This window comes from Bordetella sp. H567 (genome assembly GCF_001704295.1).
Lineage (GTDB): Bacteria > Pseudomonadota > Gammaproteobacteria > Burkholderiales > Burkholderiaceae_B > Bordetella_C.
The window spans coordinates 2,635,026-2,652,671 of record NZ_CP012334.1; the positions used below are offsets into that span (position 1 = coordinate 2,635,026).

Genomic DNA, 17,646 nt, shown 5'->3' on the forward strand with positions numbered 1-17,646 from the left:
GCATGTTCAATACCGCTCAGCGCAAGCTGCAGAGCGTGGCCGCGGCGCCGCCGCGCGGCGCGCTTATCGAGATCCGTGGCGTCGGCAAGACTTACCACGCCCAATCCGGCGAGGTACGCGCGCTGGATGGCGTGGATATCGATATCGCCGATGGCGAATTCATCAGCGTGGTCGGGCCGTCCGGCTGCGGCAAGAGCACCTTGCTGCGCATGCTCGCCGGCTTGGATCCCTGCGATGAAGGCAGTCTCGCCATGCAGGGCCGGCCCATCACCGGGCCGTCGCCGGAGGTCGGCGTGGTCTTCCAGTCGGCCAACCTGTTGCCCTGGCTGACGGTGCGGCAGAACGTCGCGCTGCCCAATCGGGTCGGGGCCGCGCGCGGCAAGCCGACGGGCGCCGATGTGGACGAGCTGCTGCGCATGACGAGCCTGTCCGATTTCGCCGAACGCTATCCCTACGAGTTGTCCGGCGGCATGCAGCAGCGCGCCGGTATCTGCCGCGCGCTCGTCCGCAATCCGCGCACGCTGCTGATGGACGAACCCTTCGGCGCCCTGGATGCCCTGACGCGCGAACGGATGAACCTGGAGCTGCAGCGGCTGTGGCAAGCCAATCACAAGACCGTCGTGCTCATCACGCACAGTATTTCGGAAGCGATTTTCCTGGCCGACCGGGTCGTCGTCATGTCGGCGCGGCCCGGCCGCGTGCTGTGCGACCTGCCGGTGGATATTCCGCGCCCGCGCGGTTTCGACACCATCATCGGCCATCCGGAGTACGCAAGGCTCTCGCGCGAAGTGCGCGGGCTGCTGAACGCGCAAGGAGACATCGAATGAGCACGCAACCCCTGGAGACATCTGTCCGTGCGAAGCAGGACAGGCAGCCCGCGGCGGCCAGGACGGCACAGGCCGCGTCCGCGGTGCAGGCACCCAGGCCAGCGCCCGCCGCGCGCGCCGCGGCCGGCCGCCGGTCACGGCGCGTGTCATGGGTGCCGCTGGCCGGCCTGGCCGTGCTGCTGCTGGCCTGGGACCTGGCGGTCACCTACATGCATGTGCCGCCCTATATCCTGCCGGCGCCGCAGGCCGTATGGCGGGCGCTGTGGTCGGGCCTGGCCGCCTCGCCGGCCAGCGCGACGGGCTATTACCTGCCGCTCTGGAGCACCTTGAGCAACGCCGCCATCGGCTTCGTCATCGGCACGGTCTGCGGCCTGGCGCTGGGATCGCTGATGGCGGAAAGCCGGCGCGTGGAAAAGCTGCTGATGCCCTATGCCTTCGCCCTGCAAAGCCTGCCCAAGGTGGCCATCGCCCCGCTCATCGTGATCTGGCTGGGCTTTGGTGACAGTTCGAAGATCGCCATCGCCGCCTTGCTGGCCTTCTTCCCGGTCCTGATCAACAGCTTCACGGGACTGCGGGCCGTCGAACCCGAACGCGTGGACCTGATGCGCTCCTTGTCGGCCACGCGCCTGGAAACCTACCGCATCGTCAAGCTGCCCAATGCCGCGCCCTACATTTTCGCGGGCCTGGACATGGCGGTGGTCTACGCACTGCTGGGCACCATCGTCGCCGAATTCCTGGGGGCGCAGCGGGGCATGGGCGTGGTCATCACGCAGGCACAGGCGGTGACGGACGTGGCCGGCGTGTTCGCCGCGCTGGTCATCCTGGGCGTGATGGGCGTATTGCTGCATACGCTGGTGCGACGGCTGGAAAAAAGAGTGGTCCATTGGAGCGACCGCGCGAAATCCTGATATTCCCCCGAGGAGACGATGATGACAATGACACGCAGGAATTTCGTATGGGCATCCGGTGCGGCGGCCGTTTCGCTGGTCGTGGGGCGGCCCGCGGCGGCCGCGGATCTGCGGCCGGTGAAGCTGGGCGTCGGCCTGAAGGCCATGAGCCCGATCGTGATCAATCTGGTGATCGGCGAAGTGCTGGGCTACAACAAGGAAGAGGGCCTTACGGTCAGCGCGATGGCGCTGGGCACGAATGCCAACGTGCAGGTGGCGGTCGACCGCGGTGACGTGGATGTGGGCGTGGGCGTGCCGTCCTTCGGCTTGCCGCTGCTGGCGCAAGGGCAGTGGAGTACCTCGCGCAACTTCTACGAATACACCTATCCCTACAAGTGGGACATCGCGGTGGCGCCCGGCTCGTCGATTGCCCGCTACCAGGACCTGAAGGGCAAGCGCATCGGCGTGTCCGACTTCGGCGCGACGGACTATCCGGTGACGCGCAATGTGCTGCGATCGCTGGGCTTCGATCCGGACAAGGACTTCAAGTGGATCGCGGTGGGCAATGGCGTGCCCGCGGGCGTCGCTCTGCAGCGCGATGCCATCGACGCCCTGGCGTACTACGACACGGGCTTCGGCCAGATCGAGGCGGCCGGTATTCCGCTGAAGCTGTTGCCACGCCCGGAAAAACTGCCCCTGGTCGGCGGCCAGTTCCTGGAGTCGCGCGTGGCGACCTTCCAATCGCAGCGCGAGATGCTGGTGGGCGTCGGCCGCTCGGTCTGCAAGTCCTCGCAGTTCATCATGGCCAACCCGCGCGCGGGCGCGCTTGCCTTCCTGCGGATGTTTCCGGAGACCGCGCCGCGCGGCAGCTCCACCGACGACGCGGTGCAAGCCGTCCTGCGCGCCATCGGCCGGCGCATCAAGCTGTATGCGCCGCCCTACGAGGGCGCTTCGATGGGGAGCATCAACGAACAGGAATTCCGCACGGAAGCCGAGATGAACAATCTGCGCATCGCCGACTTCACGCCGTTCTACACGAACGACCTGATCGCGGACATCAACAGCTTCGACGCGGCGAAGGTCCGCGCCCAGGCCAAGGACTACAAGTGAGCGCGGACGCTGGATCGCCGCTGGCAGGGCATGCCCTGGTCACCGGCGCCTGCTCCGGCATCGGCGCGGCCATCGCTGCCCGGCTGCTGGAGGAAAACTGGCGGGTGACCGGCGTGGACCGGGCGCCGGCCGTCATCCAGGCGGTACGCTACGACCATATCGTGACGGATCTGGCCGATGTCCGCGCGACCCAGGACATGGCCCGCGCACTTCCCGTCATGGACGCGGTGGTGCATGCGGCGGGCCACATGCGCACGGCCCCATTGGGCCGCCTGGATCCCGACGAGGGAGATGCGATGTGGCGCATCCATGTGCGCGCCCCGCAGGTCCTGCTTGACGCCATGGCGGCCCGCCTGCCGCAGGGCGCTCGCATTGTGCTGATCGGCAGCCGCGTCGCCCAGGGGGCCGCCGGGCGCAGCCAGTATGCGGCCGCCAAATCGGCGCTGATCGGCATGGCGCGTTCCTGGGCCGCTGAACTGGCGCCGCGCGGAATCACCGTGAACGTGGTCGCGCCGGCGGCCACCGATACCCCCATGCTCCGCGACGCCGGCCGTGCATCGTCGACGCCGACCCTGCCGCCGATCGGCCGCTTCGTGTCGCCGCGGGAAATCGCGGGCCTCACGGCATTTCTGCTGGGGCCCGACGGTGGGGCCATCACCGGGCAGCAAGTGCTCGTTTGCGGCGGCGCATCACTGTAGGAAGCGCAGGACGGCGCCGCTGGGCAGGCACGGCGGCTCACAGCCAACTGTAAGCGGGGGGCATGCGGTTTGCGGCCGCGCCTGCACGCCGCCGAACAGCGGCTTCATGCAAGGAGACCCCCTATGATGAAGACCACGATTGCAGCCCTGATGATGGCACTCGCGCTGACCGCGTGCAATAAATCGGGGGACAATGCCCCCGCGTCTTCGACCAGCGGCGCTACCACGCCGTCCACCGGATCCAACCCGCCCGCCGGCCTGGGCGGGCTGGGCGGCGGCACCAAGAAATAAGTTCAATTCACCGTGGCGTGGGATTGCTGCACGATCTCACGCCACCGCACGATCTCCTCGCCCAGGAATTTCTTGAAGTATTCCGGGGACTCCGTCATCGGGGCGGTTCCCAGGTCTTCCAGCTGCTTGCGGAATTCCGGCTTGGACACTGCCTGGTTCACCGCCTTGTTCAACTTGTCGATGATGGGGCGTGGCGTGCCGGCCGGCGCCAGGATCGAATACCAGGTCGCCACCTCCATCCCTTGGATGCCGGCTTCGGCCATGGTCGGAATGGTGGGCACGGCGGGGAAGCGCTTGGCGCTGGTGATCGCCAGCGCCTTTACCTGTCCGCTTTCGATCAACTGCTTGCTGCTGGGGATGTTCACGAAGGTGAAGTCCGATTCGCCGCTGATCACCGCCGTCAGCGAGGGTGCCGACCCCTTGTAGGGGACGTGGGTCGCCGTGATGCCCGCCTTGGTCTTGAACAATTCGCCCGCCAGGTGTTGCGTGCTGCCGCTGCCTGCCGAGGAAAAGTTCAGCTTGCCCGGATGCTTCTTGCCGTAGGCCACCAGGTCGGCCACCGAGTTGACCGGCAGCTTGGGGTTGACGATCAACAGATTGGGCGCTTCCGCGAAGATGGCGATAGGTTCGAAGTCCTTGACGGCGTCGTAGTCCAGCTTGGGATATAGCGTGACGTTCACGGCCAGCGCCGTCGACGACAGCGACAGCGTGTAGCCGTCCGGCGCGGAGCGGGCAACGAAGGACGCGGCGATGTTGGTGCCGGCTCCGGGCCGGTTTTCCACCACGATGGTCTGGTGCAGGATGGGCGTCAATTCCTTGGCGATCAGGCGCGCGGCCACATCGTTGCCGCCACCGGGGGCATAGCCGACGACCAGCTTGATGGGATGGTCCGGATAGTTCGCCACCGAGGATTGCGCGTGCGCGCTGCCGATGCCCAGGGCAAGGCCGAGCGTCCCGGCCGCTATCGACGAAAGGAACTTCATGGTCTGGTCTCCGTGATGTTATATGTCCCGATCGCGGAGACGCCTGATCACAAGCCGTGTCAGCGATCAGGACTTTCTTGGGTATTGCCGGCGCCGGCGCTATCGGATCGTTGCCATACGGGCGTAGGCGTCAAGCCCGTACCTTATAACATCGAACGACTGCCACGCCGTGGTTTTCGCGGGCGGGCCGTATTGCGGTTATCCCTGAGTGCGCGCAAGCCGTGCCCGGCGCAGCCGTTCGTTGACGAGCTGCCACAGCCTCGCCGCCGAGATCGGTCTGGCAAGGGCAGGTGCCGGCGCCGCGTGGGCGGGATGTTCCGTGGCATACCTGCCGTTGACGCTGCCCTCCGTCGCGCGGTGCAAGCTCGCCGCATCCGCCTCCGGCCAGCACAGCGCGCCGGCAATCTGGGATGCAGGCGGAAAGACGAAAGAGGCGGACAGCCGGTCCACCGCGCCGCCGACGTCCTGCCATTCGTCGGTGTGGCTCAAGGTGTAGTCGTAGCCGTCCTGGCTGACGGAAATCCAGCGCTGCTGGTGGCCTGCGATGAAGAAGCCGAGGGCGACGATATCGCGCGACCGGCCGAACGGCGGCGCCTGGCACGGCCCGATGCGCGTCGCGCGCAGCGACAGCAGGTGTTCCGTCATGAAGTTCAGGCGAGCCGCGGCATTGCCTTGAGACCGGCGCACCTGCAGCAGCAGCCGCGTGTCGTGCAGCTTCAGAACGATCACGACGCCTTCGGCGGACATGCGGGCATGATCGACGCACCAATCGTCCGGCAAGTCGAAGGCAAAGCCGATACGCGGATGACGGTAGTGCATCTCTAACCACCTTTGCGCCCATTGCGCGCTTGGGATACGCCGTGTGTTGGAAAAACGGCTTAGTCCCGACGAATCTGTTTTTTAGCGGAAACCACCGCGCGACGGCCAATCAAAACCGCTTCCTACCGAATACGAGGGTGGACGGGTATCCAGCGGATGGGGTCGTATGGTCGAAATACGGGTGATACCGCCGCGCACTCGCGCATTCGGGCGGATGATGGGGCCGTATGAGTAGCCATCGTTGTTGCGTCGCAGGATGTGCCTCTGCCCCATGCGGCAATCGGGAATCACATCCGGCTGTTCCAGTCTTTCCCTGTACGTTCGCTAGGAGAGGTGATGATGAAGACTTACAAGGCAATCGGTATCGGCGCGGCGATGATGGTGTTGACGGCGTGTACGACGCCGGCACCGAAGGAATCGGGCTTCTTGGGCAACGAATACTCCAAGATGCACAAGATGGACGCGCCTGGCGGCGGTACCCGCCTTGCCTATCTGAATCCGAAGTTCACGCCATCCAGCTACAACGCTGTTCTGCTGGAACCCGTGGTCTATTATCCCCAGCCGCAGCCGACCGAGAACGTCTCGATGCAGACGCTGGAGCAGATCCGTTCGTATGCCGATACATCGCTGCGCGAGAAACTGGGCCACCAGGTGCGGCTCGCGGATACGCCCGGGCCCGGCGTCGCGCGTATCCGTGTCGCGCTGACGGCCGTCGGCAACGAAAGCCAGCCACTGGCGGTTTACCAATACATTCCGATCGCCCTGGTGGTGACGGGCGCCAAGGCCGCGATCGAGGGCGGACGACCGCAAGACGCGACGCTTGCCGTCGAGACCTCGGCGACCGACAGCATGACCAATGAAACGCTGTACGCGGCGGTACGCGGCGGCACTGGAGAGGAAATCAGCAAACCGTCGGAGGAGCAGGGCGGTGTCCGCCTGGACAGCCTCAAGGCCTTGATCGATACCTGGACCACCGGCGCGTCAGAGGAAATCGTCAAGTATGTAGCGGTGCGATAGCGGCGTTGCGGCGGCGCCGCCGATACGGTCGCGCGGGGCGGCCGCCGCGCCCGCTCGGGGGTGAGGAACATGGCGGACTTCGGCTCGTCAGGCAAGGATGACATCGCGGACCCGTCGGTCACGCGAAGAAAACGGCGGCTCTCCTGGATATGGCTGGTGCCCGTCGTGGCCGCGATCGCGGCGGGGGGGCTGGTGTTGCGCACCTGGCTGCAAGCCGGACCCACCATCACCATTACGTTCCAGACGGCGGAAGGGCTGGAGGCGGGCAAGACGCAGATCCGCTACAAGGACGTCAACGTCGGCCTGATCGAAAGTATCCGGCTCAGCGAGGATCGATCCCACGTCGTCACCACCGCGCAATTGGCCAAGGAGGCCGCGTCCCTCGCCCAGGAGGGCACGACGTTCTGGGTGGTCCGTCCGCGGCTGGGCTTGAGCGGCGTATCCGGACTGAGCACGCTGTTGTCCGGCGCCTATATCGGCGTGGATGCCCCGCGCAAGGTGGAAACCGGGCGGCCGAAAACCCAGTTCACCGGCCTGGAAGTTCCGCCGGAAGTCGCGCAGGACCGCGCGGGCAGGCGCTTCCAACTACGCGCCAATACCCTGGGGTCGCTGGACATCGGTTCTCCGGTGTACTACAGGCGCATCCCGGTTGGGCAGGTCATCGGCTACAGGCTGCGCGATGATGGCCAGGAGGTCGACATTCAGATCTTCATTGATGCGCCCAACGAGCGCTTCGTCACCGCCGCGACACGCTTCTGGAACGCCAGCGGCTTCGATTTCAGCCTGGGCGCGAATGGCTTGAAAGTCCGCACGCAGTCCTTGTTGTCGCTTGCCCTGGGGGGCCTCGCGTTCGAGGACATCGGCGATGAAGCGCGGACTGTCGCGACCGCGGATGCGGACTTCCGTGTCTACGATAGCGAGGAAAACGCGCGCGCCAAGCCGGACCGGTGGTCCGTGAAAATCCGCATGCGCTTTGACCAATCGGTGCGTGGACTCAGCGTCGGGGCGCCCGTCGAACTCAATGGCGTCACCATGGGACAGGTCGACGCGATCGATATGGACCTGGACAGGGAACGCCAGCGCTTTTTCGCCGTGGTCAGCGCCACGATCTATCCTGACCGCCTCGGCTCCGTGGCGCAGGTCGTGCGGCAAGAATACATGGGGGATGCGGAACATCCGACCGGCCGGCTGCTCGGCGGCTTGATCGAGAACGGCATGCGCGCGCAGCTTCGCACCGGCAATCTGCTGACCGGGCAGCTGTATGTCGCGCTGGATGTTTTTCCGGACGCGCCCCCGGCGACGTTCCAGATGGGCGTTCCCGCGGACATCCCGACCGTGCCCAATAACCTGGATCAACTGCAGCAGCAACTGACCAGCATCGTCAACAAGCTGGAGAAGGTACCCTTCGACAAAATCGGTGCCGATTTGCGGACGACATTGAGCAGCGCCTCTCGCCTGATGACGCGCCTGGACAAGCAGGTCGCGCCGGAGGCCCAAGCGGCGCTGCGCGAAGCCGGGAAGTCCCTGGCGGCGATCACCCATATGCTTTCTTCCGATAGCGGGCTGGTGTCGGATACGGAGCGCACCGTGCAGGAGTTGAACCGGACCGCGCGCTCGCTGCGCGCCTTGTCGGATTATCTCCAGGCCCATCCCGAGGCGCTGCTGCGCGGGCGGACGCCGGAGCGGCTGCCGGTGGGGACGAGTTCCCGGAACTGAGTTCCGCTGGATCGGCCGCGCCGGCCTTGTCGCTTCCTTCGCACCGATCGCATTCCTTTTCCCTCGCGCTCGCCTGCCTCGCCGCCGCGAATCGCGGCGGCGAGGGCGGGGCGTTTTCGCGTCCGCCCCCGGCCGGCGCTCCGTTGACATGCCCGCGCTGTGCTGGCTAATATGTATATACATTACATTTGATATGTACATATAAACGGGAGTGGAGGAGCAATGAATTCGAGGATCATCGCGGCCGGCCTAGTGCTTGCCTTGGGCATGGCGGGCAGCGCCGCCGCGGCGGACTACCCGTCCCGCCCCATTACGTGGATCGTGCCCTTTGCCGCCGGCGGCCCCACCGACGCCATGGCGCGCAACATCGCCAACCGCGTGGGGCAGACGCTGAAGCAGACCATCCTGATCGAGAACGTGGCCGGCGCCGGCGGGACGATAGGCGCGGCCAAGGCCGCCAAATCGACGTCCGATGGCTATACCTTCCTGGTGGGCCACGTGGGCTACATGGCCGCCGCGCCGTCGCTGTACCAGCGGCTACAGTACGACCCGGTCAAGGACTTCGATGCGGTCTTCCGTTTTCCCGATACGCCGCTGGTGCTGCTGGTGGGCGCCGGGTCCCCGCAGAAGGACGTGAAATCGCTGGTCGCCTATGCGCGCGCGAATCCCGGCAAGCTGAATTTCGGCAATGCAGGGGTGGGGTCCACTTCGCACCTGGTGGCCGCCATGTTCGCCGCCCAGGCGGGCATCGAGATCACGCCCATCGCCTACAAGGGCGCGGGCCCCGCCATGAATGACCTAATGGGCGGCCAGGTCGATGCCATGTTCGACCAGACCAATACGGCGCTGCCGCAGACGCGCGGCGGCAAGATCCGCGCGCTGGCCCTGACCTCGACGTCCGGCATGTCGCAGTTTCCCGGCGTGCCCACCGTCGCGCAAAGCGCGGTGCCCGGCTTCCAGGCATCGACCTGGTATGGCCTGTATGCCCCCAAGGGCACGCCGCGGCAGGCCATCGACACGCTGTACGCCGCCTGGCAGCAAGCCTTGAAGGACTCGGACTTCACGGGCAAGATGAGCGAGCAGGGCATACAGCTGCTGGACCCGGCGCAATACGCGCCCGCCGCGTTCCAGGCCTTCACGGCCGAAGAGGTCAAGCGCTGGACCGGCGTCATCGAGCAGGCGCACATTCCCAAGCAATAGCGCGATCCGGCGGCCGCCGGCCGCCTCTTCACCTTGCCACGGTCATCCATGCGCGACATCCACGCCGAAGACATCGTCACCAGCATCGCCGACGCGCTGCAGTTCGTCAGCTACTACCATCCGGCGGATTTCGTCATGGCCTTGCGTCGCGCGCATGATGCCGAAACCCGGCCCGCCGCGCGCAACGCCATGCTGCAGATCCTGATCAACAGCCGGCTCAGCGCCCGCGCCCACCGCCCGATCTGCCAGGATACCGGCGTGGTGCACGTCTACGCGCGGCTGGGCATGGACGCCCGCGTGCGGGGCGAACCCGGCGCGCCCACGCCCACGCTGCAGGCGCTGGCCGACCAGGGCGTCGCGCGCGCCTACGGTTGGCCGGACAATCCCTTGCGCGCTTCCGTCATCCGCGAGCCCCTTGGCGCGCGCATGAATACCCGCGACAACACGCCCGCCGTCTTGCATGTGGAGCTGGTCGAGGGCGATGGCCTGCATCTGACCGTCGCGGCCAAGGGCGGCGGCGGCGATGTCAAGGCCCGCTATACCATGCTCAACCCCAGCGATTCGGTGGCCGATTGGGTGATCGCCCAACTGCCCGGCATGGGCGCGGGCTGGTGTCCGCCCGGCACCCTGGGCATAGGCGTGGGCGGCACGCCGGAACAGGCCATGTTCATCGCGAAGCGCGCGCTGTTCGCGCCCATCGACATCGACCAGCTGCGCGCGCGCGGCGCCCGGACACCGGCCGAGGCCTTGCGCCTGGCGCTCTACGATCGCATCAACGCGCTCGGCATCGGCGCGCAGGGGCTGGGGGGAGACCTGACGGTGCTGGACGTCAAGGTCGCCGAGGCGCCCACGCATGCGGCGCTGCAGGCGGTGGCAATGGTGCCCAACTGTGCGGCGACGCGCTTCGTGTCCTTCGAGCTGGACGGCTCCGGTCCCGCGCGCCTGGCGCCGCCGGATCCGGCCTTGTGGGAGGGATTGCCCGATGCGCTGCCGCTGGAAGCGGGGCGACGCGTCGACCTGGATACCTTGACCCGACAGCAGGTCGCGCAGTGGCGCGCCGGTGAAACGTTGCTGCTTTCGGGCACGCTGTACACCGCGCGCGATGCCGCGCACAAGCGCATGCTGGAAATGCTGGAGCGTGGAGAACCTTTGCCCGTGGACCTGCGCGACCGGGCCATCTACTACGTCGGGCCGGTGGACCCGGTGGCCGGTGAAGCCGTCGGGCCGGCAGGGCCGACGACGTCCAACCGCATGGACAAGTTCATGCCCGCCTTGATGTCGCGCACGGGGCTGCTGCTGACGATAGGCAAGGCGGAGCGCGGCCCAACGGCCGCCGCCGCCATCACGCAGGCGGGCGGCGCCTATCTGATCGCGGTGGGCGGCGCGGCGTATCTGGTCTCGCAGGCGGTGCGCGCGGCGCGCGTGGTGGCCTTCGCGGACCTGGGCATGGAAGCCATCTACGAATTCCAGGTCCGCGACATGCCCGTCACCGTCGCGCTGGACGCGCACGGCGGCACGGTGCACAAGTTCGCGATATACAATGCTGCGTCGAAAACGCACGAGAAGGCCGCGCCGTCCGATGGAGCCGCGCTACGCTGAACTGACCAGGACGCTGATCAAGGACATCGCCACCGGTGTCTATCCCGTGGGCGGCAGCCTGCCTTCGGAAATCGATCTGGCCAGCAAATATGGCGTGAGCCGCGGCACGGTGCGCGTGGCGCTGGATCGCATCCAGGCGCTGGGCCTGATCTCGCGGCGCAAGCGGGCGGGAACGCGCGTGGAGGCCGCGGCGCCGCGCTCGACCGAATACGGTCCCACCATCTCCACCGTCGAAGAGCTCGTCCAGTACGGCGCCGACACCCGCCGCGTCGTTCACAGCGTGCGCGGCATCGTCGTGGACATGGCATTGGGCGCGCGCCTGGGCCTGCCGCCCGGCACGCGATGGACGCATATCCAGACCTCGCGCACGAATCCGCTATCGCCGGACTACCCGCTGGCGTGGTCCCATCTTTACGTGCCGCAGGAAATGGGCACCCGCATCCGGCGGGCGTTGGAAGACGACCAGCAGGCGCTGGTGTGCGACCTGATCTGCCAGGCGACCGGGCGCGTCGTCAAGGAGATCCGCCAGACGGTGCGAGCGGTCGGCGTACCCGCCGCGCTCGCGCAGACCTTCGGGACGACGACGGACGCCCATGCCTTGGAATTCGTCCGCCAGTACTACGATCAATCCGACACACTCTTCGAGGTCGCGGTGAGCCTGCATCCGGCGGATCGCTTCAGCTATACCACCGTCCTGCAGCGGCAGGGATCGCGCTGAGACCGGCATGGCCTAGCCTTCGGCCAGCCCCCTGTCGCGCCCGTCGCGGGCCAGGTGCAGCACCCGTTCGTTGGGCGGAATGAAAAGCTCCTGGTAGTACACCGGACTACCTTTGCCCACATAGGCACGGATATCCAGCCGCTGTCCGCAGGTGCCGCTGCGCACGCCGATGGCCTTGCAGATCGGGGCCTCGAAGCGCCGCGCGGACAAATACTGGTCCATGCGGCCAATCGCCTGCGCGGTGTCGCGCATGATCAGCTCCTTGAAATTCTCGTTGGCCAGCTTTTTCAAGGGCAGGGACTGGAAGGCCGACAAGCGCTGCGGGTCCGCGTAAAAGCGGGAAAACACCGAGAACTCGTCGCCGATGGCCAGGACGCGTTCGATGCATAGCGTGCGCGGGCAGCGCAAATGATCCGTCCACGGACCTGGCTCTTTCACATCGTGGCGATCCACGATTTTGGGATAGACGGGCAGGTAGCCCGTCCCGCTGTCGTCGATGAAGCGGCAGTGCAGCGGCGCATGCATGGACTCGTCCGGCTGGCCCGCCACGAAGGTGCCGCTGCCTTGCTGGCGCACGATGATGCCTTCGTCCACCAGCATGCGCAGCGCGCGCTGGATGGTGCCGATGCTTAGGGGCAGGGTGGCCGCCCATTCCACTTCGGTGGGCAGCCGCAGCCCTGGCACCCAGGAGCCATCGGCCACGGCATGGGCGATCGCGTCGCGCATGGCCATGTACTTGGGAATCCCGGGACGGACATAGTGGTCCAGCCGGCGTTGCAAATCCGCGCCGATGGAGGCTTGATCTTGGTCCATTGCTTTAATACTATATAGTAATAGAGTAATTGTGCGCCAATACGATGGAGGAAACGCATGGGTCCGGAAAATCTGCTTGTCATTATGTCCGATGAACACAATCCCAAGGTAATGGGATGTTCCGGACATCCCGTCGTCCAGACGCCGAACCTGGACGGCCTGGCGGCATCCGGGACGCGCTTCACGGGGGCGTACACCACCAGCCCGGTTTGCATCCCGGCTCGCGCAGGCTTTGCCTGCGGCAAGTACATCCACCAGATCGGGTTTTGGGATAACGCCGACGCCTACGACGGCAGCGTCCCCAGCTGGCACCACGTCCTGCGCCAGCGCGGGCATGAAGTGGTGTCCATCGGCAAGCTGCATTTCCGCAAGACGGGCGAAGACCACGGCTTCACCGAAGAACAGATACCCATGCACATCCTGGAAGGCAAGGGTGACCTGATGGGCCTCATCCGGGATGACCTGCCGCGCCGCGGCGGCGCCAAGAAGATGGCGGCCATGGCCGGTCCCGGGGAAACGCCATACACCTTCTACGACCGGGAAATCTGTTCGCGCGCCCAGGTATGGCTGCGGGAACACGGTACGCGCCGGCACGACAAGCCGTGGGTGCTGTTCGTGTCCTTCGTCGCGCCGCATTTCCCCCTGACGGCACCCCCCGAGCATTACTACCGCTACTGGGAGCAGGACCTGCCCATGCCCAAGCTGTACGCGCGCGAGCAGCGTCCTCGCCATCCTTACCTGAGCGACTATGCCAATAGCTTCTGTTACGACGATTACTTCGCGTCCGAACAGGATGTGAAGCGGGCGCTGGCGGGTTACTTCGGCCTGGTGTCCTTTCTGGACGAGAACATCGGCAAGGTATTGCGGGCCTTGAACGAGGCCGGGCTGGCCGGCAATACCCGCGTGGTCTACACCAGTGACCACGGCGACAACCTCGGGGCGCGCGGGCTGTGGGGCAAATCGACCATGTACGACGAGATCGCCGGGGTGCCGCTGATCATGCGCGGTTCCGACGTGCCGGCCGGGAAGGTCGTCGATACGCCGGTCAGCCATGTCGACTGCTATCCGACCATCGTCAATGGCGTGGGGGTGGATTTCGCATCGGTACGCGACACGCACCCGGGCGTGGACCTGCGGGACATCGCCGCCGGGGCGACACCGGATCGCACCGTCTTGTCCGAGTACCACGGCATGGGCTCCACCTCGGGAGCTTTCGCGATCCGGCACGGACGCTACAAGTATGTCCACTATGCCTTGTATCCGGCCCAGTTGTTCGACCTGGAAAGCGACCCCGACGAAATCACGGACCTGTCCGGTGATCCGCGCCATGCCGCGGTGCTGCAGGCCTGCCGGCAACGGCTGTATGCGCTATGCGACCCGGAAGAAGTCGATCGCCGCGCCAAGGCACGGCAGGCGGAATTGCTGGCGGCGAACGGCGGCCGCGACGCCGTGATCGCCCGCGGTGACCTTGGGTTTACACCGGCGCCCGGGACGGCCGCGGACTTTCAGTAGACGCGCGGCGGCCGGGCCCGGTCCCGGCGCGGCGCCCCGGGGGCCGTGGCCGTCATGGTCCCGCGCTACGGCCGCGGATCGGCAAGACGGACCTTGCGCAGTCAAGGCCGGTTCATAACGACAAGGAGACAAATCATGAAATGGATAGCCCACGCAGCGGCGCCGGCGTTGAAGCGCCGGATGTTGGCCGCCGTTCTACCGTGGCTGCTGGCCGTGCCGGCCGCCCATGCCGCGGATACCTGGCCCAGCCATCCTGTCCGCGTCATCGTCGCCTATCCGGCGGGCGGTGGCCTGGACTTCGTCACTCGCGTCCTGGCGCAGCAATTATCGAAGAAGACGGGACAAAGCTTTGTTGTGGAGAACCGCGCCGGCGCCTCCGGCCTGATCGGCGCGGACGCCGTGGTGAAGAGCGCACCCGATGGCTATACGATGCTGGTGGCCTCGCCGGCGGAGGTGCTGGTCGGCGCGATCGCGGGGCAGAAGATGCCTTACGACCCGCAGCGAGACCTGGAACCCGTGACGCTGGCGGGCGAGACGCCGCTGGTGATCGCGGTGCATCCGTCCGTGAAGGCCCGGACCATGCAGGAGCTGCTGGCGCAGACCAAGAATGGCGGGACGCCCATGTCATATGGGACACCGGGCAATGGGAGTTCGATGAACTTCGCCGGGGAGTCGATCAACATGGTGGCCGGCACATCGATCCAGCATGTGCCTTATAAGGGCGCGGCGCCGGCCGTGGCCGATCTACTGGGCAACCACATTCCCATCGGCATCGTCGGCATGCCACCCACCGTGCCCTACGAAAAAAGCGGCCAGCTGCGTGTTCTGGCGGTTACCAGCGACAAGCGGTCCGAAGCCATGCCTGACGTCCCGGCGATGGCGGAATTTCCAGGCTTCAAGGGATATCGGTTCACCAATTGGATGGGCGTCTACGTGCCGGCCGGTACGCCCAAGGCGGTCGTCGACAAGATGGCGGCGGATATCGCCCTGGTATTGAAGCAGCCCGACACGCGAGAGTTACTGCTCAAGCAGGGGGTCGAGCCGGTAGGCGGGACGCCAGCCCAGTTCACCGCTTTCCTGGCGGCCGAGCGCGATCGCTACACCAGGATCGCGCGGGAACGGCATATCAAGATCGACTGAGATCGATTTACGCGGGCCAGTGGATCGCGGCCCATGCCAGCGAGACCGAAAACGCTCCCAGCACCACCGACGCACCGCGTTGTACGTGCTGCGGGCGCAGCCACTTGATACGGCCACTGGCCAGGTGCGAACCGAAAGCGATCCAGAGGGAGCCGATGGGCAATACCGCAAGGACGAACACGCCCATCGCCTGGGCGTAGGCAGGCAGTGTCGTGAAGGCCGCGGCGGGAAAGATGGTGCCGCCGAACAGGATCCCCTTGGGATTGAACAAGGTCGCCAAGAACAGGTCGCGCATCCGAAGCGTGGCCGTGTGGCCTTCCGTGGCCAGCACGGTCGCCGCGCGCCACATCCTGACGGCCAGATAAGCGATATACAGCCCGCACGCCATCCGTACCGAGGGAGGCAGCCAGGGCAGGGCATGGCTGGCCCCATTCAGGAATCCGCCCCACACCGTGATGTTGACGATGTAGCCCGCGGCTTCGGCGACCGGCAGCTTCCAGGACCGCCGCAGCCCTTGTCCCACGCCGGCTGCCGCCAGCAGGGTATTGGTAGGGCCAGGCACGGCAAGGACCGTGATGACGCCAAACAGGAACAGCAGGAATTGGGATTGATCCATAGTGATTGACCCGTCACGGTTTGCGCGAATGGTAGCTTTGCAGCCGCGCGACCAGGCGGGCTTTCATTTGTTCGCTGATGGTCGACTGGGCGATCAGCGCCGGCCAGGTATCGAAGGCCTTGGCGGCACACTGCCGCAGGGCGGCCCAGGCCGGCTTTTCCGGCAAGCCCAGCCGCGCGCAGAAGTCGCGCACGACGACGGGAGTAAGAGGCGCCGCGGGATCGGCGGCGGGAACTGCCTTCGAAGAGGCGCTGTCCGCGGATCGCGGCACCAGCCTCAGCGCACGCCCTTTCTTCACGATCCCGTACGCCGCATAACCCACCAGGTCATACGCCGGCGGCAATTCGGCCGTGCGGCCGTCGGGATAGCGCAGGCCGATGTTCTTCAGGTGCATGTCCGGGTTGCCCATCAGGTCGCTGACGAGAATGCGCCGCAGCAGCTCGTGCACGGCCGCTTCGCCCAGCGAGGGGATCGCCATCATCACACCCGCGATGGTCAGATAATCCAGCGTGTATTTATGTTCGGGCTGAATATCCAGGATCTGGGCGAAATCTTCGCAATGCACGCGGCCCGTGGGCGTGTCGGCGTCGCGGTCGTATCGATAGACGGCCAGGAAACGCGTGTTCGCGTTGACGTCCCCCAGCTCGTACCCGTGTTCGACGGCCAGCCTTTCCAACGGCGCCAATTCCGATTCGACGACCGACACTCCCGACGCGGCCGCCATTTGCAGCGATAGATGTTCCAGCTCGGGCAGAAGCGGGTATTGCGCCACGGGCAGCTTGGCGATGACGTGGCGCACATGCCGGGGATGCTTCAACTTCGTACGCGCGACGAAACGGTCGCCCTGCTTGAGGACGGCAAGCTTGGCTTGAACGCCGGATATCGAAATGCCATCGTCCAGAGGCGCCTCGACGACCGACATTTCCAGCGCATCGTTGTCCTGGGCGATATAGCGCGTCAGTTCCGCTCGCGTAAGCCTGGCCGGCAGCGCGTGCACATCGCCGGGCAGGTCCTTGCCGGTGGCCGCGAGCAACTCGAAATGATCGTTCGGATCGCAACCACGGAGCTCGGCAATCCGCGTGCGTAACGGCCCTTCCGGCAGCAGGTTCTGGAAAAATGCCGGAAGCAGCCAGCCGCGATCCGGCGCATCGGACAAGGCGCCGTTCAGCTGGGGCGCGGTGACGCCGGCCCAGAATGCCGCCTGCGCCTGCGGGTCGCCTGCCAGGAAGGAATAGGAAAGGGCCGGCTGATGCGGATCGCGGGCGAAACGTTCGTCGGCAACGAAGCGGTTGATGACCTGGTCGTGGGAAAGCGCGTACTGGAAGAGAATGCCGACGCGCCGCTTGCCCAGGCGTATCTCCAGGGCCTTGACGTTCATCGCTTCTTCCCATCAGCCGGCCGATCCGCGGCTTGGAGGCGTTTGCGGACCTGGTCGACCATGGTTTCCACCACGGGCGCGGCAGCGGTGGGCGGCTGCAGCCCGCGCGCCGCGTCCTTCGGCACGAGAAGAAGCTCCAATCCGAGCCGGTCCGCCACGGCCAGCAAGGTGCTTACCTTGAAGTCTTCCGTGCCCTTCAGCACGTTGACCATGGTCTGGCGCGATATGCCAGCGGACTCGCGCACGGATTCCTGGGTGACGCCGTTGTGCCGCATCACCGTGCGTAGCTGGGCGGAAATCTCGCTGATGGATTTCATGTCGG

18 protein-coding genes are annotated in these 17,646 nt (G+C 66.1%); 12 read left to right on the forward strand and 6 right to left on the reverse strand.

Annotated elements, in window-relative coordinates; all coding sequences use genetic code 11:
* Positions 1-2: 2 nt before the first annotated feature.
* From AKI39_RS11830 to AKI39_RS25730, 5 genes are all read left to right on the forward strand, one after another.
* Positions 3-827 (forward strand): ABC transporter ATP-binding protein, encoded by an 825-nt coding sequence (locus AKI39_RS11830; RefSeq protein WP_066636016.1) that lies wholly within the window; start codon positions 3-5, stop codon positions 825-827.
* Positions 824-1,735, forward strand: coding sequence for an ABC transporter permease (locus AKI39_RS11835; protein WP_083228785.1), 912 nt, complete (start codon positions 824-826; stop codon positions 1,733-1,735). Before AKI39_RS11830 ends, AKI39_RS11835 begins: the two co-directional genes overlap by 4 nt.
* A 27-nt stretch (positions 1,736-1,762) precedes the next feature.
* Positions 1,763-2,824 (forward strand): ABC transporter substrate-binding protein, encoded by a 1,062-nt coding sequence (locus AKI39_RS11840; protein ID WP_066636018.1) that lies wholly within the window; start codon positions 1,763-1,765, stop codon positions 2,822-2,824.
* Complete coding sequence (locus AKI39_RS11845; RefSeq protein ID WP_066636019.1) at positions 2,821-3,522, forward strand: SDR family NAD(P)-dependent oxidoreductase; 702 nt, start codon at positions 2,821-2,823, stop codon at positions 3,520-3,522. The genes AKI39_RS11840 and AKI39_RS11845 overlap by 4 nt, the downstream gene beginning before the upstream one ends.
* A gap of 123 nt (positions 3,523-3,645) precedes the next feature.
* Entirely contained in the window at positions 3,646-3,813 is a 168-nt protein-coding gene (locus AKI39_RS25730) for a hypothetical protein (protein ID WP_158515169.1), read from the forward strand.
* Between the two features lie 2 nt (positions 3,814-3,815).
* Here AKI39_RS25730 and AKI39_RS11850 read toward each other — a convergent pair whose 3' ends face one another.
* Entirely contained in the window at positions 3,816-4,796 is a 981-nt protein-coding gene (locus AKI39_RS11850; RefSeq protein WP_066636020.1) for a Bug family tripartite tricarboxylate transporter substrate binding protein, read from the reverse strand.
* A gap of 198 nt (positions 4,797-4,994) precedes the next feature.
* Positions 4,995-5,543, reverse strand: coding sequence for a hypothetical protein (locus AKI39_RS11855; protein ID WP_145925251.1), 549 nt, complete (start codon positions 5,541-5,543; stop codon positions 4,995-4,997).
* A 408-nt stretch (positions 5,544-5,951) separates the two neighbouring features.
* On the opposite strand from AKI39_RS11855, the gene AKI39_RS11860 reads away from it, so the two are divergent.
* The 5 genes from AKI39_RS11860 to AKI39_RS11880 all read left to right on the forward strand — a co-directional run bounded on the left by AKI39_RS11860 (position 5,952) and on the right by AKI39_RS11880 (position 11,865).
* A complete protein-coding gene (locus AKI39_RS11860) occupies positions 5,952-6,632 on the forward strand; it encodes a DUF3313 domain-containing protein (protein WP_235610797.1) in 681 nt (226 codons plus the stop codon).
* A gap of 69 nt (positions 6,633-6,701) precedes the next feature.
* Positions 6,702-8,348: a PqiB family protein gene (locus AKI39_RS11865; RefSeq protein ID WP_066636029.1), complete on the forward strand. Its 1,647-nt coding sequence runs from the start codon at positions 6,702-6,704 to the stop codon at positions 8,346-8,348.
* A gap of 222 nt (positions 8,349-8,570) precedes the next feature.
* Positions 8,571-9,548, forward strand: a complete 978-nt coding sequence (locus AKI39_RS11870) for a Bug family tripartite tricarboxylate transporter substrate binding protein (protein ID WP_066636030.1) — start codon at positions 8,571-8,573, stop codon at positions 9,546-9,548.
* Between the two features lie 48 nt (positions 9,549-9,596).
* A complete protein-coding gene (locus tag AKI39_RS11875; protein ID WP_066636031.1) occupies positions 9,597-11,147 on the forward strand; it encodes a fumarate hydratase in 1,551 nt (516 codons plus the stop codon).
* The gene (locus tag AKI39_RS11880) at positions 11,128-11,865 is read left to right on the forward strand and encodes a GntR family transcriptional regulator (protein WP_066636032.1); all 738 of its coding nucleotides are present in this window, start codon (positions 11,128-11,130) and stop codon (positions 11,863-11,865) included. The genes AKI39_RS11875 and AKI39_RS11880 overlap by 20 nt, the downstream gene beginning before the upstream one ends.
* 12 nt (positions 11,866-11,877) lie before the next feature.
* Here the strand turns inward: AKI39_RS11880 and AKI39_RS11885 are convergent, their stop codons facing one another.
* Positions 11,878-12,678: a GntR family transcriptional regulator gene (locus AKI39_RS11885; RefSeq protein WP_066636034.1), complete on the reverse strand. Its 801-nt coding sequence runs from the start codon at positions 12,676-12,678 to the stop codon at positions 11,878-11,880.
* Between the two features lie 84 nt (positions 12,679-12,762).
* Between AKI39_RS11885 and AKI39_RS11890 the strand changes: the two genes are divergently transcribed.
* Positions 12,763-14,190 (forward strand): sulfatase-like hydrolase/transferase, encoded by a 1,428-nt coding sequence (locus tag AKI39_RS11890; RefSeq protein ID WP_235610798.1) that lies wholly within the window; start codon positions 12,763-12,765, stop codon positions 14,188-14,190.
* A 135-nt stretch (positions 14,191-14,325) separates the two neighbouring features.
* On the forward strand, positions 14,326-15,330 hold the full coding sequence (locus AKI39_RS11895; RefSeq protein ID WP_083228786.1) for a Bug family tripartite tricarboxylate transporter substrate binding protein: 1,005 nt from the start codon (positions 14,326-14,328) through the stop codon (positions 15,328-15,330).
* 7 nt (positions 15,331-15,337) lie between these two features.
* Here AKI39_RS11895 and AKI39_RS11900 read toward each other — a convergent pair whose 3' ends face one another.
* From AKI39_RS11900 to AKI39_RS11910, 3 genes are read right to left on the reverse strand one after another with little or no spacing between them, the layout of a single operon-like run.
* Complete coding sequence (locus tag AKI39_RS11900) at positions 15,338-15,946, reverse strand: LysE family translocator (protein WP_066636044.1); 609 nt, start codon at positions 15,944-15,946, stop codon at positions 15,338-15,340.
* A gap of 13 nt (positions 15,947-15,959) precedes the next feature.
* Positions 15,960-17,324 (reverse strand): type II toxin-antitoxin system HipA family toxin, encoded by a 1,365-nt coding sequence (locus AKI39_RS11905; RefSeq protein ID WP_066636046.1) that lies wholly within the window; start codon positions 17,322-17,324, stop codon positions 15,960-15,962.
* Positions 17,321-17,641, reverse strand: a complete 321-nt coding sequence (locus AKI39_RS11910; protein WP_145925253.1) for a helix-turn-helix domain-containing protein — start codon at positions 17,639-17,641, stop codon at positions 17,321-17,323. The genes AKI39_RS11905 and AKI39_RS11910 overlap by 4 nt, the downstream gene beginning before the upstream one ends.
* Positions 17,642-17,646 lie beyond the last annotated feature (5 nt).